Here is a 20,287-nt window from a genome sequence, read left to right on the forward strand (position 1 = left end):
ACCATCGCGTCCTTATGTACGGCCCTGAATGGTCATGGTTGCGCGCAGTGCCTTTCGAGCGGAAAACGAAAGACATATGTGACATGAGCTTCGCAATCGACCTAGTCTTCGATCGATTCATTCAATCACGGTCGCAATGAGGTCTCTACTGAAAATAGAGTAGGGTTGGGCTGCCTCCGGACAACTGGAAGGCACTCAACGCCAATATCCGCCAGCTAAATCGAACAGGAGAGAGCGATCATATTTTCTTGACGGAGACTCCCGGGGCAACAGGACCACGAACGGCCTCTGTTGATTGTGGTACCCTGGGGTCCGGGGTTCGAGTCCGCCCCTGGGCACCACGGCTCTTCTAAGAGCCTGATATCCAAGGCATTTCAGCAATTTCAACGGCTTAGCGCTACCCGTTTGGTACAAGAGGGTGGTACAATGCCGCTTGCAATGTCACGTCCGTGGAAGCACCCGAAAACCGGAATCTATCAGCTCCGAAAAGCCGTACCGGAGAACCTGCGCAAGCTCATCGGCAAGCGCGAAGAGAAGCTGAGCCTCCAGACGCGTGATCCAGTCGAGGCGAAGCAGCGCTTTGCGAAGGCGCTCGCTGACCTCGAGACCCGGTGGGCTAACCTGCGCGCCGGACCGAAACCCCTGAGCGAGCTTGAGGCGCACCAACTAGCCATCGTGGCGCACGATCAATGGCTAGAGCAGTACAGGGACAATCCAAGCCAACAAACCAACTGGGACGTCCAGCTTGGGCATCGCCTATTTGGCCCCCGAAAGACCAGCAAGGAGATACTCGCTGCGGCTCAGCGGGCAATCGATCTTTCTGCCCCGAGATGCCGGAAGATAAAATATTCCGGATGGAGCAGGCCTGTTTGGAAGCGGCGGACGGCTACCTTACTGCTAACGGGCTCGCCGTCGATGATCAGAACCGCCGGACGATGGCTCGCGCGCTCGGTGCAGCGATGCAGCGTGCGAGTTCGACTTTGGCCAAACTGGCAAGGGGGAAGTTATCCCAGAGTTTCCCTTCCCGCACCTGTCCGTGTCGCCTGGCCCGGCGATGTCTCGCCCGCTGCAGCGAGCGGTCTCCTTCCAGGATCTTCTGGATGGTTGGAAAGCCGAGCGACGCCCGGTCGCTAAGACCGTTGCGCTATAGACAAGTCGATCCATTACGACCCAGTAGTCAAAGCTGATTTCGCTGACCCAGTAATCGGATTTATTCAACTTGGCGACGTGTTCCTCGACGTCCCAGCCGTTTTCCCGCCACGAGTTAGCAACCTCATAATGGCGTTTGTGCAACGGTCGCCATCCCCGAGTCGTCTTGATATAAAGCATGGCCCGAGTGCCCCTGTCGCCGAGAGTTCCACTTACTGTAGCACACGGTCAGCGCGTGGCCGTTCCCATTAGGCCGGTCACCCACACGGCAGCCGCGTCCGATGTGTTTCCAAGGTCTCGCCGGGTACGACACGCCCAGTACGGACTGCCGATTGTCCCCATACTACCGGAATGGTAGCAACTCACGCATGGCCGAAGGCGACCCCGTCCGCATCATTCCGATCTTGCGGAAGATCCTTGCGGAGGCAGGAGGCAGCGCATGGCGCTGTTGCCGCTTGCGCTGCCGATAAGCGCGTTGTCGTTCGGCACCCGACTTGGGGCGGCGGGTTTCGTGCGGGGGGATAGTTGATGTCGCGCTGTCGTCAGCCACTGGAAACCGCTCCTAGTGGTTTTGACGGAGCGGGTCGTTACGGGCGACCGCTTCCCAGACCAACTCCTCGGCGGGCTGCTTGGACCAGGAGCCGATTGGCATCGGATTGTAGGTGATTGAGATGCCACGCCGCTCGGCCCATTGCTCAAGCGCCGGCGACGACGGGGCGGTGTCGACGATCCTGATGGTCTTCGGAGAGCCGAATTTCGCAACGATTTCGTCCAGCGAGCCGGCGGGGTCGCCATCGCGCACGGACGCCTCCGTGACATACAGAGGAAGGCCCGTGAGGTCGTGGATGACGGCGATTACCGACGGCCGCTCGACAAAGCGGAGAGGTTTAATGTCGATTTCCCAGACTTCGTTGGCGTGGATCGGGGTGACGGCCATGAACTTGGTTTTGGTCTTGGACGGCATGTCGAATTCCTTCACTGGTCGCCGTTGGTGACTGCGGGGAAGGCACGGGGTGTCGGTGCATAGCGCTTGCGCCAGCGTTCGATGTCATCACCGAGCTCGATGAGCGTCGCGAAATGCTTGTCGTGGAGGTGAGCGCCGAGATCGCGCAAGGCCGCCTGCGTGAGATCCTTCGCCCGGGGCAGCACGCCGTAAATGAGCGAGATGCCATGCCGATCGGCCCAGGTCATAAACGGGAAAGAGGCGTGGTCGTGGACATAGTCGACCCAGATCGCCTCCGGACGTTCGAACGACCGGACGAGCCGGTCCAGCCCGTCGGTGACCGCTCCGGAGATCGTGGGTGACACGGTCGCGCTCAGCGGGCAGCGCGTGTGGACGTCGATCACCAGCGTGACAAGCGGGCTGCCGCCCAGGTCGAGCATTGCGATGTCGACTGCCCAGGCCTGGTTTCGTCGCGTGGCCTGGCGGGCGCCCGGGAACTTGTTGTCCGGCTTCATCTCATACTCCTCCTTCGCCCTTACGATTGGGATGACATCCGGGCGCGACGTCGCGCCGCGCATCCCGGCCCGCCCGTCACTTGGCGACGTGGCTCCGTGACGTGGGCGGTGAAAGGTAACGTGACGGGCAACGTGACGGGGGTGACGGACGTGACGGTGACGTTGGGCGTGATTGGCGGCGCAATCTGGCACTGTTGCCGCTTGCGCTGCCGACAAGCACGTTGTCGTTCGGCAGCCGTTTTGGGCCGGCGAGCGTCTTGCTGGGGGATAGTTGATGCAACGCCGTCGTCGGCCATTGGAAACCGCTCCTATCGGTTTTGATGGTCAGGCAATCAGGTGTCGGCCTAGAGCGGGTCGTTGCCTGCGGTCGCTTCCCAGGCCGGCTCCTCCGTGGATTGCCTGGCCCAAGAGCCCGTCGGATTGGCGCGGTCCAGCAACTCGCGCGCGACCTCGCCCAGCCCGGCCGCGTGCAGCACGGCCATCTGGAACGCGTCGCGCGCGGCGAAGTCCTCGTCCGGGAGTTCCTCGTCGAGGAGGCTGAGCGGCTTCTCGGGATCGCGACGGAGGTAGGTGTACCAGTCTTTGAAGCCGCAGAGGCGGGCGGCGAGCTCGAGGCAGGCGGAATGTTTGAGCTCGACGCCGACCCCGCGCAAAACCTTGTGCAGGCGCTTCGTCATCTGCTTCATGCGCCGTTCGGACATCATGATGATCATTGTGTACTCCTCTTGCTGGTTGACGTTGGGAATGGCTGCGACGGTGTAGGACTGGCGCCACCGTTCGATGTCCTGACCGAGCTCGATGAGCGTCGGGAACTGCTTGTCATGGAGGAAGGCCGTGAGCTCGCGAAAGAGCCGGTCCGATACGCGACTTGTTCGGAGCATCGGGTCGTGGGTCAGTCGGATGCGATGCTGCTTAGCCCAAGACCGAACCGCCGGGTGGAAGTCGCCCAGGGGCGAGTTGTAGGCGAGGTTGCCCTCCATCCAGATCTCGTCCGGACGCCCCGACCGCCTGACGCGCCGCTCCAGCGTGGCGATGATGTCTTGGACGACGACGACGCTCACGGTGGCGCTCAGCGGACGGCGCGTGCCGACGTCGGCGACCAACATGACGGACGGCCTGTCAGGGAAATCCAGCGCCATGAAATCGGCCGCCCATGCCTCGTTCGGGCGCGTCACCCTGCGTGTGGGGTTCATCGGCTTGAACCGCAGGTCGAACTTCATCGTGAGACTCCTTTTTCGGTTCCTAGGATTGGGTTAGGAGGGTCTGGAGCTCGGCGACCTGCCGCGCGTCCCGGTCCGCGAGTCCGATCCCGAAGCGTTCGAGCGCGTTCCAGACCGCGGTCTTGCTGGCCTTCACGCCACGCTGGCCGAGCGCGTCGTGGACGTGCGCGAGCTTGATGGTCGGCTGCGCGGCGACGAGCTGCCGGAGGAAGCTTTCGTGGTCGTCGAGCTTCGAGCGGTACCCGAACTTTCGGGGCGCGACGGCACCGGTCTCGCGCCAGACCTCGATCCAGCGCTTGGCCTGGCGATAGGGCACGCCCATCGCCTCCGCGGTCGCCTTCGGGCCGGCGCCCGCTGCGACCGCCTTGATCAGCCGCGTACGGACGCTGTCGCCGGCGCGGTCGAGAGCGGCTTGCATCTCGGCGGTCTCGCCGGCGAACTCGGCCAGCAGCGGCTCGACCGCGAGACGCACGTATCCGAAGTCGCGGTTCTCCTGCAGCGCGATCTCGGGATGGACGCCCTTGGAACGCAGCCACGTCGGCACCCGGCGCGGATGCATCCCGCAGCGGTGCGCGATCTCGGACACGAAGATGTACATCCCGGCGAGCGCGTGGACCTCGATCGTCGAGTAGGGCGTGTACAGGGGGCCGCGCTGCGACAGCAGGTCGGGCATGGCGTGGGCGAGGCGGGACAGGAAGGCCACGTTGACGTGCAGGATCTCGGCAGCGGTCGACTGGGCGCTCCATTCGGGCAGCTTGAAATCCGAAGGGACGTCGCGCAGGTGCTCGGAGACGCCTACGACGAACGCATCCACGTCTTCGACGGCGAGGCTGAAACGGATGTTGCGGTACTTGGTGTTCTTATCGAAGATCTCGACGTCGCCCGCGACGATGGCGGAGATGATCGCGGCCCATGGCGTCTCGCCGGGGCCGATCGAGCGGGCGGCGACCGCGATCGAGCGGCCCTTGCCGACGGCGGGGCGGGCGGCCGACCAGATCTTCGCCATGAGCTTGTCGACGGAGGATTTGGTGTAGCCGCCATAGCCCGGGATCAGGCCGCAGACCGGACCTTCGAGGCGTTTGATCAGCCCGCGGTCGAGGAGGCTCGGCAGCACGGTGAGCGGAAGCCCGAGCATGCGGGCGGCTTCGGTTTCGCTCATGGCGTCCTTCATCTGCGCGAGCAGCGGCAGCACGTCCGTCACCGCCATGCGGACCGGCGACCGCACCTCCTTGGCGCGCACGACGGGAATGAGCCCGCTCCTGGCGAGCCGCTGCAGGATCGGGCGCTCGACACCGAAGGCCGCCGAGAGCTGCTGGATCGACAGCATCGAGCCGTCGGCGTCCGCGCCCCTGCGCAGGGAGCGGTCGTTGCTGGTGGCCTTCATGTTGGCGTCGATCAGGCCGCCGAGCAGATCGCGGATCTTGGGATGAATGTGCTTGTCGTGGATGATATAGGCCAGCGCCCCCAATTCCTTGCGGCGCGTACGCGGGACCTCACCATAGTCATCGGCCCTATTTGGCCGGACGTCAGATCGAGTTCGAGGAGATCGGCGCAGGCCAGCGCGAATATGGCCATCAGCGGATCCCGATCGCTGCGGATCATCTCTAACAGCCGGTCGAGCTCGATCGGGCCGTCGTCGGCAAGCGCCTTGAGGATGCGCAGCCGCAGCGGGAGGGCGACCTGCCAGTTCCTATACGCCCAGACCTGACGGCAATTCGACCGGCGGGGCTCCTGCTTCAGGTCCTCCGCGGTGACGACGAGTTGCTGCAGCCCGAGCTCGCGCAGCGCGATCTGGACCAGTCCTTCCTCGTCGATGTCCCTGATGCGGCGCGCGGCGACGACGTCGAGCGCGTAGCGGCCATCGTCCTTTCCGAGGATGATGACGTCGACGTCTACTTGCGCGGTCCCAGCAGGCGCCGTCGGAACATGAAGGATCGACCGGACCGCCGGATCGAGCGAAGCCTGGATGAGAGCCTCGCTGAGCGCAGGGTGTCGCGCAGGGACCGGGGCTGGGGTCTTGGCGGAGGTGAAGAGGTCCGGGACGGCTGGCCTTGAACATGGCGAAGCATCCGAAACCATGTGAGGGGCGGGGCGGGTCTCGGTGTGTTTCAGATCGTCGGCGTCGGTCACGGTCGGCTCCCGTTTCAGATTTCGATGACGAAGTTCGCGTTGAAATCTCGGTTGTCCCAGGTGCGCTCGCGCGGCAGCCAAGGTCCATAGCCTTTCTGATTCGAGACGAAGCGCGTCGATTCCACCATGAAATCGCGGGTCTCATGGGTGTGGCCGTAGATCCAGAGTTCGGGCCCGCACTCCCGGATCAGCGGGCTCAGGTCGCTGGTGTAGGCGGCCGAGGAGATGTCGCGCTCGAAGCCGCGCCCCGCAGCTTCCGGTACCGGCCCGTGATGGGTCACCACGACGCGGCGGCCGTCCTTGCGCAGCTCGCGTGCGATGAAATCGCGCGATTCCATGTGGCGCTTGAGAGTATCCGCCGGCCGCAGCCGGTGTGTGTAATTGCGCGTCCGGATCTTGCGGTAGTCGTTCATCGTCTCGCCGGCGACCATCATGGCGTAGTCGGCGTCGTCGAACAGGTCGAAGTCGGTCCACAGCGTGGCGCAGATGAAGGTGATGCCCTCGATGGCGCAGCGGTCGTTCTGCATGACGCGAACGTTGGTGCCGGCGGCCGCCGCGCGCGCCTTCTCGACCGTGAGGTCGACGTCGCAGCCATAGAATTCATGATTACCGGGGATGTAGAGGACCGGGTGGTCTTGCACACGCTCCAGCAGCCATTTCACGCCGCGTTCCATCTTTGGGACCAGGTCGCCGGCGACGATCATGACGTCGAAATCCGGACGCTCCTCCGGCGCCGGCAGGTCCCAGCCGCGGGTGAGCTCTAGCAGGCTGTTGAAAAAGGCGCTCGCCGCCGACCGGCGACCGTGATTCATTGGCTCCGATGAGATTCGGAGATGGTGCGTGCGCGGCGGCGACAATCGAACGGGCGAACTGTTCAGCTACGTCGACCTGGAGGCGCGGGTGCGGCGTAATCATCCGCTGCGAGCGATCCGGACGATTGTGAACGAAGGCCTGTCGGCGCTGGAGCGAGAGTTTGCCGCGCTCTATTCGCCAATTGGGCGGCCGTCGATCCCGCCGGAGAAGCTGCTGCGGGCGATGCTGTTGCAGGCGTTTTATTCGATCCGCTCGGAGCGGCTTCTGATGGAGCGACTGGAATACGACCTGCTGTTCCGCTGGTTCGTCGGAATCGGCGTTGACGACGCAGCCTGGGACCATTCGGTGTTCTCGAAGAACCGCGACCGGCTGCTGGAAGGCGACATCGCGGCCAAGTTCCTGGCGGCGGTGCTGGCGCAGCCCAAGGTGAAGAGGCTTCTGTCGAGCGATCACTTCTCGGTCGACGGTACGCTGATCGAGGCCTGGGCCTCGATGAAGAGCGTCAAGCCGAAGGACAGCTCCGGCGAGCCGCCAGCGCCAGGCGGCGGGCGCAATGCCGAAGCGGACTTCCATGGCCAGAAACGCTCGAATGACACCCATGCTTCAACCACCGATCCGGACGCCAGGCTCTACCGCAAGGGCAAAGGCAAGGAGACGAAGCTGTGCTTCATCGGGCACGGGCTGATGGAGAACCGCCACGGCCTGCTGGTCGACGCCTGCCTGACGCAGGCCGGCGGGCATGCCGAACGGGTGGCCGCGCTGCACATGATCGAGCCTCGTGCCGATCGACCGACAGCGATCACGCTTGGCGCCGACAAAGCCTACGATGCAGAAGACTTCGTCAACGAACTGCGCTCGATGAACGTGACGCCGCATGTTGCACAGAACACCAGCGGCCGTAGTTCTGCGATTGACGGACGAACGACCCGGCACGGCCGGCTATGCCATCAGTCAGCGCATCCGCAAGCGCATCGAGGAGGCATTCGGCTGGATCAAGACGGTCGCCGGGCAAGAGAAGACCAGCTTCCGTGGCCGTGATCGCGTCGCATGGGCCTTTACCTTCGCTGCCGCCGCCTACAATCTGGTGCGGCTGCCCAAGCTGATTGCGGAGACTGGCTGATGGCCAAGGTGCCCGGCTTCGCCAAGGCCTTTGTCGGCCGCTGGCGCATCGTCGAGATGGACGTCTGGGACAGCGAGTTCCTCGATCTTGCCGAAGAGGCGCATCTCACCTTCCAGGGCAAGTCCGATGGCGAAATCGCCTTTGGGGCTCTCAAGGGCTTCCTGGACGTGCGCTACGGCGCCCGCGACGGATCGGCCTGCGCCGAGTTCTCATGGGAAGGGCAGGACGAGAATGATCCGTCCTGCGGTCGCGGATGGGCTATGATCGGCACTGCGGGCAGGCTCGTCGGCCACTTCTACATCCACAATGGCGACGATTCAGCCTTCGTTTGCGAACGCGGCTGAGTTCTTCAACAGCCTGCTAGGTGGAGGTCGGACAAGGCCCAGAGGCGCATCTCAGCGATCCTCCTCGTCGCGGTGGTCGTCGAGCGGTTCGGCCGAATTGATCGCATCCAGGACTTCGTCCGGCAGCTCTTCGATCCCGAGCGCGAACACCACGTCCGGCGAACCGCACAGCGGGCACCGATGATCCTTCCCGTCGTACTCGCACTCGCTCTCGCGGCCGCAGGCGCCGCAGCGAAATCTGGCCATCTAGTCCTCCGATTCCTTCTTCGGGCGCTTGTTGGCTTCCTCTGTTGCGAGTTCGTCCATCCGCTTTGCGGCCGGGTCGTCGTCGGGCAGTTCGTGCCTGAACACGACGAAGTGCACGTCGATGGAGCCGCAGGCCGGACACGTGTAGCGCTCCGGGTCGTAGACCCAAGTCCCCTCCTGACCGCAGGCGCGGCAGCGAAATTCAGCCATCCCGGCCCTCCTGATTCTTGGAGGGCGGCGGCACCTCGGTCAGGGTGTCGGTCGCGCGGTCGTATCGTGCGAAATAGCCGCGCCACTGCCTGAGCCGGTGAACGTGCTCGAAATTCGATTCCGAAGCGGGGCGGGACGCGCTCGCCGGTGCCGTCTTCGGCGCAGCGCGTTGAGAGCCAACCCTTGTGGTTGTACAGGCGGCCTTCGCGGCCGCAGATCTCGCAGGTGCAAGCGGACCGCGCGACGGCGAGATTCACGGCATGACCGATCGTGTCCTCGGTGCCCTCGGAGGCTTCGGCCTCCCAGTCGACACGGAGGTTGCCGAGCTTCTGCTTGATGCGCGCGAATTCGCACGTCTCGCCATCGCGCAATGCGTCTTCGATCCGGCCGCAGAGCCGTTCCAGGATTTCCAGCCATCCGCGCCCGCAGAACGGGTAGCCGAACGAGCGGAAGGGCTCGTCGGCATTTATCGTGAAGAGGCGTCGATGGCGCCGCATGAGGTCGCGGCCCCAATCCTCCGTGGCCATCTCAATCCTCCTCGATGCCGAGGGTGGCGGGGTCGACATCGACGAAAACATCGTTCTCGCGGTCGTACCGACGGCAGGAGACGAAGCGGTTGCCGCCCGTCACGTAGCGGACGATGTGCATGTTCTCGAAGCCGCTCCGGGCCTCGACCACCGGCCGGCCTTCGGCGTGGGTCGCGCAGCGGGTCGTCAGCCAGGCGCCGTCCCGGAGGCGGCCTTCCTCGCCGCAGATCTCGCAGGTGACCGCACTGCGGGCTTCCGCCAGCGCGATGACCTCCTCGACCTGGGCGTCCGCCTCCGGAGAAAGCGCGCCGTCCCAATAGACGCGAAGGGTCCCGTACTTTTGCTTGATCTGCGAGAGCTTGAAGGGGCCGCCATCGGCTTGGACCGCGGCCCGGATCCGGACGCAGAGCCTGTCGAGCAGGTCGTACCAGCCGGCATCGCACTCGGGGGAGCCCTGGGCCGCGCCCGGGAAATCGGCCGGCGGCCGGAAGAGATCGGGATAGGCCTCGATCAGCTCGACCCTCCAATTCCGCACGACGCCCATCATTCCAGCACCAAGACACGTTCTAACGATCGATATATGTATATAGTTATATATGTCTTGGTATATGTATCTTTGGAGACGCGACTTTCGAGACGTTGGCACGAAAGCAGGAGACTGCCGAGCGGGCTAAATTCGGGGGAAATCAGCGTATACTTGACGTTTACTTCTTGCTCTTCAAACGCGCAGCATGGAACGGTTCTCGCGATCAAAGAGGCTGACGGGCGTCAGAATGGTCGACAAGAAAAAGCTGAAGCGGGGAAAGAAAAATCCGATCGATGATCGGATAGTGTTTTTTATGAAGATGACCCCCCGGGTCATCAAAGAGATCAAGCAGGCGGCGCTCGAAGAAGATCGTGCAGCTTGGGCGGTGATGGAAGAGGCCGCCGAGCAATGGTTGGCAAGACGGAGGGCCGGGCGAAGGCCCTGAGTGGCCCCGTAGCTCTCTTGCCGGAATGAGGCGATGATCGTAACGGCTTCAATTCTGTACAATCTCGTCGAATGCCCGCAGCGGGTCGCTTTGGATGCATTCGGCGATGTCGGAAAGCGAGACGAGATAAACCCCTTCATCCGACTGCTGTGGGAGAGGGGCAGTTTGTTCGAGCAGGAAACGATCTCCAAGTTGGAAATCCCCTTTGTCGATCTCTCGGGCGCCAAAGAGAGCGACCGCGAGCGGCTCACGCTAGACGCCATGAGCAACGGCGAGCCTCTAATCTACGGAGGATCCATAAGCGCTGGTGATCTGCTTGGTAGGCCGGACCTGTTACGCAAGGAGGTCGGCGGCTACATCCCAGGCGACATCAAATCAGGGCGCGGCAAGGAGGGCGGAGATGACGATCATGACGGCAGGACGAAGCGCCATTACGCCGTCCAGCTCGGTCTCTATGTGGACATCCTCGAGCGAATGAATCTTTCGGCGGGACGTCGGGCTTTCGTCTTGGACATTCACGGAGACGAGGTCACCTACGACTTCAGCAACCTGTCCGACCAGAATCTTTGGGCTGACTACGAAGACACCCTCTCCGAAGCGCGATCGATACTTGCGCGGCAAGTCATCCCGCTCCCCGGTTATGCCAGCGTCTGCAAACTGTGTCACTGGTACTCATTCTGCCTCGAACGCCTCACGGCTTCTGACGATCTGACGTTGATCCCGTTTCTTCGGCGATCAGATCGCGATACGATGAATGATCAGATACCCACGATTGCATCTCTGGCGGAGATCAATCCGGATGCGTTCATCAGGGGAAAGAAGACTGTGTTCGCGGGGGTAGGGGCGGATCGCTTCCGCGCATTGCAAGCGATCGTGTCCCGTGGCGTGGTGTAGCTGAGTGCGGGTCACCACGTTCGCCGGCATGGGCCGGATCGGTCAGCTGGCGATTGCCGGGAAGCTGACGGCAGGATCATCGCCCAACGGGGCGATGGTTTCCAGTGTCATGTAGCGGCCGCGCTGGACCGCCCACTCGTCGTTCTGCTCGAGCAGGATCGCACCGACGAGGCGGACGATGGCGTCTTCATTGGGGAAGATGCCGACCACTTCGGTTCGGCGCTTGATCTCGCCATTGACCCTTTCGAGCGGATTGGTAACCGGTATGAGATGTCTCGGTGCCAACGTTCCCGCTGCGGTGTTCTACATCGTGGCGTATGGTGCGACCATCGGGACAGAGGCACCGGGAGCACGAAGTGCGGGCAGGCCGATGTTATTCGATGAGCCGAGAGCTCGAGTTAGTAGCTGGCCGCCTCTGCGACTCGCCCGGTTGCGCTGGGAGCGCGAATCCGTAGTTGTCGTGTCGCCCGCAGCTCCCGTCATATGTCTGGCAGGAGGTGCGAATGCGACGGGTGATTGGCATCGACGTCCACCGAACTTTCGGCGAGGTGGTGTTTTGGGAGGACGGCAGGCTCCGACATGCGGGCCGCATCGATATGACGCGGACTGCGCTGGAGGGATTTGGCAAGACCCTGCTGGCCAGTGATGAGGTGGTGGTCGAAGCGACTGCCAACAGCATGGCGGTGTCGCGGGTTCTGGCGCCGTTCGTGGCACGGGTGATTATCGCCAATCCGCTGCAGGTGAAGGCGATCGCCCAGGCTCACGTTAAGACCGACAAGATCGATGCCGGCACGCTCGCCAGTCTGCAGGCGGCCGGGTACCTGCCGCAGATCTGGACGCCTGACGCGGAGACCGAACGCAAGCGTCGGCTGGTGGCGCGGCGCTACCAGGTCGTGCGGCATCGCACGCGGCTCAAGAACGAGGCGCATTCGATCCTGCACGCGCACCTAATCCCGAAGTGCCCGCATGCCGATCTTTTCAACGCCCGCGGCCGGGCGTGGTTGGGGGCCCAACAGCTGCCGCACGATGAGCGCGCGGCCATCGATCGGCATGTCCGTGAGCTTGACCGGCTGGCGGAAGACCTGGCTCTGCTCGACCGTGAAATCGCGCAGGACGCCATCGACGATTCAGCGGTCAACCGACTGATGACGATCACCGGCGTCAATCTGGCGGTCGCCGCCGGTATCGTGGCGGCGATCGGCGACATCAGCCGGTTCAACAGCCCGCAGAAGCTGGTGAGCTATTTCGGGCTGAACCCGCGGGTGCGGCAGTCGGGACTGGGAGCCACCCATCACGGTCGCATCAGCAAGATCGGCCGCAGTCACGCGCGCGCCATGCTGGTCGAGGCCGCCTGGGCCGCGGCCAAGGCGCCCGGTCCACTGCATGCTTTTTTCGTGCGGATTCGCGCCCGGCGTGGCCATCAGGTCGCCGCGGTGGCCGTGGCTCGCAAGCTCACGGTGCTCTGCTGGCATTTGTTGACGAAGGGCGAGGATTACCTGTGGGCGCGTCCGGCGCTGGTCGCTAACAAGACCCGCGCAATGCAACTTCAAGCTGGACATCCGCAACAGAAGGGCAGCCGGCGCGGACCAGCCTATGCCTACAACATCGCGGCGCTGCGCAACCGTGAGATGTTGATTGCCGCCCAGGCGGAGCGAAACTACGAACGAATGGTGTCGCAATGGAAACCGCGGCGGCCAAAACCCGGCGCGCGGGCGCCTCAGCTCGGCAGGACAAAATAGGCAGTCCGGCGACGCTTGCAGCCGACGCGTCACGCTTCGCCACGAGGTCGCCCGCGCCCGACAACCATAACCGCCGCTGACGGCAAGTGCCAGCCAGGAATGCAGTCCCGTTCCACGCCAGCATGCCGCCGTGCTCGGGCCGGTCAAGGCCAAGCCGTGCGGTGGCCGCAAACGCGGCCAGCCTTGACCGACCCTGCGCGCGGCGGCTGCGAGATCGGTGGCCGGGACGGAAGAATGGCCCCGCCGCGGCCGAACAAAAGAATGGACGCGATTTCCCCAATCGTCATCGGGGCGATCATTAAAAATCGCTTGTCCATCTCATCCGTCGAGTGCAGCTTGGCGCGGTGCGCAGCCGGGAAGCTCATGTAGGCAAGCACGTCGGTCTCGGCCTCGTCGAGGAAGGCGGCAAGCTTCGGCAGTTTAGGGCGGAGCTGGTCGGCAATGCGTCGCCATTGCGCCCGCGCCGCCTCCGCATCGTCCTGGGCGAAGGCGGTGGCGATGAAGGCGGAGACGACGCGCCGTCCGCTCTTGCCGGCATGCGCCAGCGCGTTGCGCATGAAGTGCACGCGGCGACGCTGCCAGGTGGCGTTGAGCACCTTGCCGACCGTGGCTTTGATGCCTTCGTGGGCGTCGGAGACGACGAGCTTGACGCCGCGCAGGCCGCGCCGCGCCAGCTTGCGCAAGAACGCGGTCCAGAACGTCTCGGCCTCGGAGGGGCCGATGTCCATGCCGAGCACCTCGCGCCGGCCGTCGCTGTTGACCCCGACCGCGATGATCACCGCGACCGAGACGATGCGCCCGTTCTGGCGGACCTTCACATAGGTGGCATCGATCCACAGATAGGGCCAGTCGCCCTCGATCGGACGGGCGAGGAAGGCCTTCACCTTGTCGTCGATCTCGCCGCACAGCCGCGACACCTGGCTCTTGGAGATGCCGCTCATACCCATCGCCTGCACCAGGTCGTCGACCGAGCGGGTGGAGACGCCCTGGACATAGGCCTCTTGCACCACCGCGGTGAGCGCCTTCTCGGCCATTCGCCGCGGCTCCAGGAAGCCCGGGAAGTACGAGCCCTTGCGCAGCTTGGGAATGCGCAGTTCGACCGTGCCGGCCCGCGTCTCCCAGCTCCGATCGCGATAGCCGTTGCGCTGGACCTGCCGCTCCTGGCTCTTCTCGCCATAGGCGGCCCCGGTCAGGCCTTCGACCTCCAGCTCCATCAGCCGGTGGGCGGCAAAGCCGATCATCTCGCGCAACAGATCGGCATCAGGGGTCTTCTCCACGAGCGCGCGCAGGTTCATCATGTCGTCGGTCATCGGTGGTTCCTCGAATCAGGTTGGCTGTCGCAATCCAAACCTTACCGACGAATCATCGGTGACCACCCGCAAAGGCGCTCGCTCGCTACGGCGCTATATGAGGGCGCGCGTCGCGAGCGGCTTCGCTCCAGCTACACCACTCCCTGGGACACGACCTTGCAAGCGCGTGCCGTCATGCTCAAAGCTCCTTTGCCCAAACCCTATTTGCGCGCACCAATAAGGCTCGATCCATTCTCGCTTGAGTTGTTTTTCGACATCGAAGTCGATCCGCTCCGGAGAGTAGGTGCCGGCATCTATTACTACAGCAAGTATGAGCGAACAATCTATCGGAAGCTCCAAGAGAAGTACCCAGACGTCTGCACGCCCGAGGACATCGAACAATTGTTCGACCCACGCCGAGCGATTGATCTCTACGGAGATGTGGTTTTGAAGGCGACTGAATGGCCCACTCGCGATCATTCGATTAAGACTATAGCCCGGTATCTCGGATTCGGCTGGCGCGATACGCATCCTTCCGGTGCTGCATCGGTCGAATGGTTCGACCGGTGGTGCCGCGAACGAGACCCGATGATCAAGGAACGCATACTCGCCTACAATGAGGACGACTGTCGAGCCACCCGAATTCTGTTAGACGGAATCCGAGCACTTGCGGACTGATGCCGACGAGTCTTCGTCGAGAGCCTAGCCTGGTGCCCATCCTTTCGGTGTGCGCTTGCCCAGTGCCAAGCGACCCACGATGGTTCTGTCATCCATCGAGTACAGCAAGCCAGCTTGTTGAACTCTAAAGCCCAGTAGGGTGCGAACCTCCGTGCAAACCGCCAAATGCCGCTTATCCGGCGAGGTGAGGGCGAATTCCACACGACAGCGGCTTCCGCGCAGGGCATCGGATGCCCTTAGGGCAATCGCGTCCCAACGATCTGACGCGTCGGTCGCACGGCGCACGCCATGCAGTAAATCACCGAGCGGCTGCAGATAGGAATTGCCGCCGGGCGCGGCGAACTCGGCATGGAAAGAAATTCCCGTGAGGCTGCAGACCCTAAGATCATCCGGGTGCGATCTGCGTCCAGTCCACATGCAGACTCTGGCTTCGGCTGGAGCGCAGTATTTGCCCGCAACCGAGCGGATGGCTAGTTGATGCTGGATGCGAGCGCCAGAAACGCTGCTGGGAACAAGCAGCCCTTTCAACACTCGAATATCCGTGACCGCGCAGCGCTCCAGCTCGGACGGTAAGACGGCCTTTCCTGTTGCGCCGCACCGCTCGAGCACGCCAGGCCGCACGAATTTCCCGCTGACGTCGCACTGCTCTGCCTCTTGCTTTGTTATCGGTTGCCGGGTCTCATGACAAAGAAGGAACTCGTCCTTGTGGCCCGTCTGCTCCGATACGACTGACCTTAGTTGCTGGTCGCGACGATAGGGCTTGCCAGAAATATCGCTGACGGCCAACTCGCTCTTTAGAACCTCCAGGGAAGTGAACTCGCATCGACCGAAGTGCTGGGGTTCTGCCCGTTTTCCGGTGAGGCTGCACGTCTCCAGAGCCAAACTCGCAACGGGATTTCCGCTGACTGCGGATACTTCTGCTTCATCGCTCAAGACGAGTTTGCCTGTGAGACTGCAGCGCAGCGCGTGATCCGGAAGAGCCATTCGGCCGCTGACCTCCGATGTGACGAGGAGATGTCGCAAGACGTTCACTCCAGTCATGACACAACGACTAAAGCATTCCTTCGGCGCGACCGTGCCGCTTCTGTCGCAGCGACCAAGTTCGGGGGCCGAAAGACAATCACCCGTCCGCGGGACTACGGTCAGTCGGCTCTCATATGCCGGACCAGTGTCGAATTTGTATTGCACCTCCGTGGTCACCTCGCGATGAATACCGCCTTCCAAAGCGACGACCGTCAGTCCAAGGCGGGGCGTGAAGTCGTCCTCCATCTTCTTGCGCCTTCGGGCGTCATCGCCGGCGGCAACCGTTTCCTGAACGCGCCGTTCGAGGTAGAAACGGCAGAACTCGCTGATGCCTTGATCACGCCCGGCTGCATCGGCCAGCCGTTCGGTATCGATTCCGAGATGCTGGGCGTTCTCAATCGTGTCGGCCAACTTGTAAAGTCCGGACCGGACTGCATGAGCTTTGTGTTCGCCGGGTCGACATTCCACTTCGACCAGACGCTCGTAGCTGTCGTGAGCAACGGTCGCACGCACTCGGATGAGCGCCTTTCCTTCGAAACAGCGCCGCACCCCTTCCACCTTGGTCGTGATGGGTGACGCGTCGAAGCTGTCGACCCAGCGGCGGCAGATTTCATCGGCCTGGCCAGCGGGGTTCTCGTCGTTGTCCTCAACTTTGTGCACGCCGGTAGCGATCATCCGGCTTACCAATCGCGAAAACGCGGCCGATCCGGGTGCGTACAGGGTGGCCCGACTATTTGGGGCACGTTCGTCGAAACAAATCCATTCGCGGCCGGTATCGTCCTCCGACAGATAAATTCCGTCTTCCTTGGGCGTCACGGTTGCTCCAAGGCTCTCGAGAGCCGCGACCGCGAAGTCCCGCGGCTCCATCGAGCGCATGATCGGAGGAAGCTTGGGAGCTCGCGGTCCGACGTACTCCGCGCCGTCCATGCTGCCGAGCATGTCGTTGATGTTGGCCTCTTCCGCTTCCAGCTTGGCTTTCGCGTCGACTATGCTCTGTTCTGCCTGTCTGGTGGCCTTCTCGACGTCCTTACCGGCAAGCGCCGCCAGCACTAGTCGAAGAATCCTGTCCTCGAAATCTTCCCCATTCTCGTCGTCCACACCCGAAGGCTCGAGCAGCGATTCGATATCGCCTATCGCATGTGCTGCCATCTGCAGCTTTTCCATCAATCGGCCGACGATATACTCCTCGAATGTCCCTCTGAGCGTGATGTTGAGGATGCTGACGCTCGCATGTTCGGACGCGAGCCGCTGAATTCGGCCGATCCGCTGTTCGACAATCATCGGGTTCCAAGGCAGGTCGAAATTCACCAGTACGTTGGCGACCTGCAAGTTCACGCCCTCTGAGCCTGCTTCGGTCGAGACGATCACGTGGCAGGCGGGCGGAGTCTTCCAGAAACGAGCTATAGTGTCCTGATTGCGCTGTCCTGAATTGCCGTTGATGATTCCAACCTTGAGGCCCCGCGCTTCTAGGAACGCCTGAATTGTCGTCTGCGTCTCAAGCCGACCGGTAAACACCACCATGCGCCACCGCTCCGGGTTTTGACGCATTAATTGGTCGATCAGTGTGCCGAGTCCGTTTAGCTTCGCGCTAGTGCTCATGCCTGCGACGATGCTGCAGACGGCCGCAGCGAGCTCCTGTGGCACGGTTCCATTTCGCGCCATGTTGGTAAGCTGGGCCATCACCGCATGAGGACTGCTGGTGAGCGCTTGCAGGATTCCAATTTGAGCCAGCCTATTGAGCTTTTGAATCGGTTTGCTGATGACCCGGATAAGTTCAAGCTCGGCAGGCGTCGGGTCCACGCGGTGAAGCTGGACGAACCGATCTGGAAAATACAGTTTGGCGTCCCCGCGCCGCACCCGTGACATGTAGCCGTACACGATTGAGCGAAATTGCTCGCGGGCTTCAGCCTTGAGCTGACGAGCCGTGTCGCGCTTGTCGGCGATGAACTTGCGGGCGAACATGCCCTCGCTTCCGAATGGGTTCTGGTGACCTCGCGCGACCGTAAGGAGGTCGACGAGAGAATAGAGATCCCACAACCGGTTCTGGATCGGGGTGGCGGTTAGCATCAGTACGTAGCGAAAGCGCCTCTTTTCAAGAGCCTCCTTGAAGCGCAATGCGACTTGCGGCGGTGGATCGACGCCGTAGAGGTTGCGCAGTTTGTGCGCCTCGTCGAGCATCAGCATCTGAAAACGATCTTCGGGGATTTTTTCGAGATGCAGACGTGCCGAAGCATAGGTCGTTATCACCGCGCCAACATCGTCCGGTTCGGCGGCTATCAGCTCTCTGCCGGTGGCGATTTGAGCAGGGACGTCGAATTTTGCCTGTAATTCCGCCTGCCATTGCGGTCCAAGCAGTTTCGGACACACGATAAGGATCTTGGACCCTCGCTCGCGCGATAAGTTCGCTGGCAATCAGGCCGGCGCTTATAGTTTTGCCCAGGCCTACGTCGTCGGCGAGCAGCGTCACCGGGAGGCGCCTGCAAAAGGTGATGAGGTTAGTGACCTGATGATGATAGGGTTTTAGGTGGTCTTGCCACCGCTTTTCGGATTTGAGGTCCTTGCGTGTCTCGATGACGATGGGGTCGGTCAGGTCCCATTCGAGGGCCGCTCGATACAGTTTGTATTCGTCCGGAAAGACGCTGCGCCGCAAAATTTTCGTTTGAAATTCGGATGACGATGCCGCCATTCCTCGACAGCCCGGAATTTGGTTGTTCTAATTGCAGTAGCATGCCCGGTTTGGCGCCCGTCGGCAACTTTTGCGGGTAGCTCGGCTGCCGGCGGCTGCGAGCCTCTCGAGAACCTTGAGGGTAGAACCCTTCGCCTCCGGCCGCGCCAATGCCCTGATCGAAAATCGATTGACGTTGGCCGAGCGCGGCTGCGCCTTCGAGTCCTCGGCCGTGGCGACCACGGGCGCGAGATCGCGCAGCGCGATCTAGATGCGATGGCGGAGAGAGTGGGAATCCCTTCCCCTTCGCATCGACTGCGCAAAATCCGCCGACAAATAAGGATTCCTGTAAAGGCCGGCCGTGATTTGTGACCACCGCCGTGTACCACCCGTTCGGCGATTCGGGGCGTCAATCTCGGCCGATTTCGGGCCGACCGGAGACGTCTCGAACGCGCCGGATCGGCGCCAGGCCGGGAGGAGCGGATCCGTCCGCACAACAGCGTTTCTTAAGCTTCGCAGTCCATATTTCCTGTGATTGCAGGATCACTCGATCACGGGATCACACGATCACCGGATCACAGGATCATAGGATCATAGGATCGGGTCGAGGCTTGGACGAGGAGCGGCGAGGTGGCGACACGGAAGAACCTTCTTGAAGACCTCGTTTCGGACGCGCCGGCGCTTGCGCCCGGTCTCGCGTCCGATCGTGGTGCCCTCGACGGTCCGGTGCCGGCGCCCGGCGCCGCCCGGGCTGAGCGGCAATCGCGCTGGCGGGTGTCGGCCAATCCTGCGGAGGCCACGGCGCCGGACCCGCCGCCGCGTGCCATGGGCACGCTGAAGGAACGAGCGCGCCAGATGTCGCTCTATCTGGAGCCGGCGACGTACGACTCGCTGCGAGAGATCGCGCATCGAGAGAGGACCAAGATGCATGTTCTGCTGCTGCAGGCAGTGGACGAGTTTCTGAAGAAGCGCGGTCCGTCGGAATGACGGGATCAGGCTCCCCTATGCTACAGCCGAAGAGCGGATAAAGGCGGCCGGCGCCTTCGCGTGATCACTCATGGGCCTCGGCTGAGGCCAGGTCGCGTCAATCGAGCCGCCTTACTCAGTCGAAAGCCTGTAAACCTCGCCGGGTTGAAGGTGTACTTCCTCGAACATTTTTTGCTGCTTTTCAGACAGAACGCTTGGCAAAACGTGTGCTGTCCAGCCTTCCGGTACGGCCGCAAGGACAAGGGTTACAGCCTGGCTCGGCTTGGCGAGAGCGAGCCATATTTCCGTCGTTGAGCCCGAGTCCGAGGTCACCTCGACGATGGTAAACTCTCTGCCGAACGACTCTGCCATGAGGGGTCAACTAGCACCGGCTGCAGCAGTTTCTAGCTGGAGCGGCTCACTCGGGCGGCTTCAATCCCGGCGATCGCAGCCAGTCGCTCATGTGCGAGCCGGTCTCACATTGCCGCGCCTTCCGGATGACCTGCTCCCGTAGGGGCCCGTGCGGAAGCAGGCGCGCTTCCTCGCGCAAACGCTGAGCCTCTTCGGCTAGGCGCTCTTCCAAAGATCGAGTCTGTTTGAAACGACGCCGCTTCGTCATGGCGCTGCTCCCTTGTTCGATGAGGGCGGGAGCGCTACCGGCGTTCTCATCACAGATAGCAGCCAAGGTCCGGGCTGTGATGGCCACAGCGTGCGCCTGTCCGCAGCCGCCGAGCAAGGACTATCTTTCGCGCCTCTGGCGGAACTCTTCAGGAATGGCTCAAAGGGCGTAATCGGCTCAAACCAAGGATTCGGCGGCACTACGTTCAATTTGGCCGGCGAGCGAA

At 62.6% G+C, this 20,287-nt stretch carries 18 protein-coding genes and 3 pseudogenes; 8 read left to right on the forward strand and 13 right to left on the reverse strand.

The genetic code is table 11. The annotated features are described in order from the left end of the window. Positions 1-438 precede the first annotated feature (438 nt). Positions 439-1,134, forward strand: a complete 696-nt coding sequence (locus tag P6U23_RS14470; RefSeq protein WP_407181458.1) for a DUF6538 domain-containing protein — start codon at positions 439-441, stop codon at positions 1,132-1,134. Positions 1,135-1,711: 577 nt separating this feature from the next. Here P6U23_RS14470 and P6U23_RS14475 read toward each other — a convergent pair. The 6 genes from P6U23_RS14475 to P6U23_RS14500 all read right to left on the reverse strand — a co-directional run bounded on the left by P6U23_RS14475 (position 1,712) and on the right by P6U23_RS14500 (position 6,769). Then, entirely contained in the window at positions 1,712-2,113 is a 402-nt protein-coding gene (locus P6U23_RS14475) for a hypothetical protein (RefSeq protein WP_407180406.1), read from the reverse strand. Between the two features lie 11 nt (positions 2,114-2,124). After that, on the reverse strand, positions 2,125-2,607 hold the full coding sequence (locus P6U23_RS14480; RefSeq protein ID WP_407180407.1) for a hypothetical protein: 483 nt from the start codon (positions 2,605-2,607) through the stop codon (positions 2,125-2,127). Between the two features lie 344 nt (positions 2,608-2,951). After that, complete coding sequence (locus P6U23_RS14485) at positions 2,952-3,827, reverse strand: glyoxalase superfamily protein (RefSeq protein ID WP_407180408.1); 876 nt, start codon at positions 3,825-3,827, stop codon at positions 2,952-2,954. Between the two features lie 22 nt (positions 3,828-3,849). Then, complete coding sequence (locus P6U23_RS14490) at positions 3,850-5,295, reverse strand: helix-turn-helix domain-containing protein (protein ID WP_407180409.1); 1,446 nt, start codon at positions 5,293-5,295, stop codon at positions 3,850-3,852. After that, a complete protein-coding gene (locus P6U23_RS14495; protein ID WP_407180410.1) occupies positions 5,223-5,957 on the reverse strand; it encodes a DNA-directed RNA polymerase subunit omega in 735 nt (244 codons plus the stop codon). Before P6U23_RS14495 ends, P6U23_RS14490 begins: the two co-directional genes overlap by 73 nt. A 14-nt stretch (positions 5,958-5,971) precedes the next feature. After that, the gene (locus tag P6U23_RS14500; RefSeq protein ID WP_407180411.1) at positions 5,972-6,769 is read right to left on the reverse strand and encodes a metallophosphoesterase; all 798 of its coding nucleotides are present in this window, start codon (positions 6,767-6,769) and stop codon (positions 5,972-5,974) included. 28 nt (positions 6,770-6,797) lie between these two features. Here P6U23_RS14500 and P6U23_RS14505 point away from each other — a divergent pair. Beyond that, positions 6,798-7,890: pseudogene (locus tag P6U23_RS14505) on the forward strand (IS5 family transposase). Beyond that, on the forward strand, positions 7,890-8,234 hold the full coding sequence (locus P6U23_RS14510; RefSeq protein ID WP_407180412.1) for a hypothetical protein: 345 nt from the start codon (positions 7,890-7,892) through the stop codon (positions 8,232-8,234). The pseudogene P6U23_RS14505 and the gene P6U23_RS14510 overlap by 1 nt, the downstream one beginning before the upstream one ends. A 51-nt stretch (positions 8,235-8,285) precedes the next feature. On the opposite strand, the gene P6U23_RS14515 is transcribed toward P6U23_RS14510, so the two are convergent. From P6U23_RS14515 to P6U23_RS14525, 3 genes are all read right to left on the reverse strand, one after another. Further along, positions 8,286-8,480 (reverse strand): hypothetical protein, encoded by a 195-nt coding sequence (locus tag P6U23_RS14515; protein ID WP_407180413.1) that lies wholly within the window; start codon positions 8,478-8,480, stop codon positions 8,286-8,288. Beyond that, a complete protein-coding gene (locus P6U23_RS14520) occupies positions 8,481-8,690 on the reverse strand; it encodes a hypothetical protein (RefSeq protein WP_407180414.1) in 210 nt (69 codons plus the stop codon). Positions 8,691-9,218: 528 nt separating this feature from the next. Then, positions 9,219-9,764, reverse strand: a complete 546-nt coding sequence (locus P6U23_RS14525) for a hypothetical protein (RefSeq protein ID WP_407180415.1) — start codon at positions 9,762-9,764, stop codon at positions 9,219-9,221. Positions 9,765-9,990: 226 nt separating this feature from the next. Here P6U23_RS14525 and P6U23_RS14530 point away from each other — a divergent pair, with 226 nt between their 5' ends. Beyond that, positions 9,991-10,188 (forward strand): hypothetical protein, encoded by a 198-nt coding sequence (locus P6U23_RS14530; RefSeq protein ID WP_407180416.1) that lies wholly within the window; start codon positions 9,991-9,993, stop codon positions 10,186-10,188. A 33-nt stretch (positions 10,189-10,221) separates the two neighbouring features. Continuing rightward, positions 10,222-11,082, forward strand: a complete 861-nt coding sequence (locus P6U23_RS14535; RefSeq protein WP_407180417.1) for a PD-(D/E)XK nuclease family protein — start codon at positions 10,222-10,224, stop codon at positions 11,080-11,082. A gap of 42 nt (positions 11,083-11,124) precedes the next feature. Here the strand turns inward: P6U23_RS14535 and P6U23_RS14540 are convergent. Further along, a pseudogene (locus P6U23_RS14540) lies at positions 11,125-11,340 on the reverse strand (transposase); the annotation flags it as partial. A gap of 263 nt (positions 11,341-11,603) precedes the next feature. On the opposite strand from P6U23_RS14540, the gene P6U23_RS14545 reads away from it, so the two are divergent. Further along, positions 11,604-12,821 (forward strand): IS110 family transposase, encoded by a 1,218-nt coding sequence (locus P6U23_RS14545; RefSeq protein WP_407181459.1) that lies wholly within the window; start codon positions 11,604-11,606, stop codon positions 12,819-12,821. A 308-nt stretch (positions 12,822-13,129) separates the two neighbouring features. Here P6U23_RS14545 and P6U23_RS14550 read toward each other — a convergent pair. Beyond that, positions 13,130-14,131 (reverse strand): annotated as a pseudogene (locus P6U23_RS14550) (IS256 family transposase); the annotation flags it as partial. A 156-nt stretch (positions 14,132-14,287) separates the two neighbouring features. On the opposite strand from P6U23_RS14550, the gene P6U23_RS14555 reads away from it, so the two are divergent. Beyond that, positions 14,288-14,788, forward strand: coding sequence for a TM0106 family RecB-like putative nuclease (locus P6U23_RS14555; RefSeq protein WP_407180418.1), 501 nt, complete (start codon positions 14,288-14,290; stop codon positions 14,786-14,788). Between the two features lie 24 nt (positions 14,789-14,812). On the opposite strand, the gene P6U23_RS14560 is transcribed toward P6U23_RS14555, so the two are convergent. Then, the gene (locus P6U23_RS14560) at positions 14,813-18,178 is read right to left on the reverse strand and encodes a helicase-related protein (RefSeq protein ID WP_407180419.1); all 3,366 of its coding nucleotides are present in this window, start codon (positions 18,176-18,178) and stop codon (positions 14,813-14,815) included. Between the two features lie 928 nt (positions 18,179-19,106). Here P6U23_RS14560 and P6U23_RS14565 point away from each other — a divergent pair. Beyond that, positions 19,107-19,463 carry a hypothetical protein gene (locus tag P6U23_RS14565; protein WP_407180420.1) on the forward strand — a complete coding sequence of 119 codons (357 nt, stop codon included), beginning with the start codon at positions 19,107-19,109 and terminating at the stop codon, positions 19,461-19,463. Between the two features lie 397 nt (positions 19,464-19,860). Here P6U23_RS14565 and P6U23_RS14570 read toward each other — a convergent pair whose 3' ends face one another. Continuing rightward, positions 19,861-20,061: a hypothetical protein gene (locus P6U23_RS14570; protein WP_407181460.1), complete on the reverse strand. Its 201-nt coding sequence runs from the start codon at positions 20,059-20,061 to the stop codon at positions 19,861-19,863. Positions 20,062-20,287 lie beyond the last annotated feature (226 nt).

Source organism: Bradyrhizobium sp. STM 3562 (assembly GCF_045571435.1).
Taxonomy (GTDB): domain Bacteria; phylum Pseudomonadota; class Alphaproteobacteria; order Rhizobiales; family Xanthobacteraceae; genus Bradyrhizobium.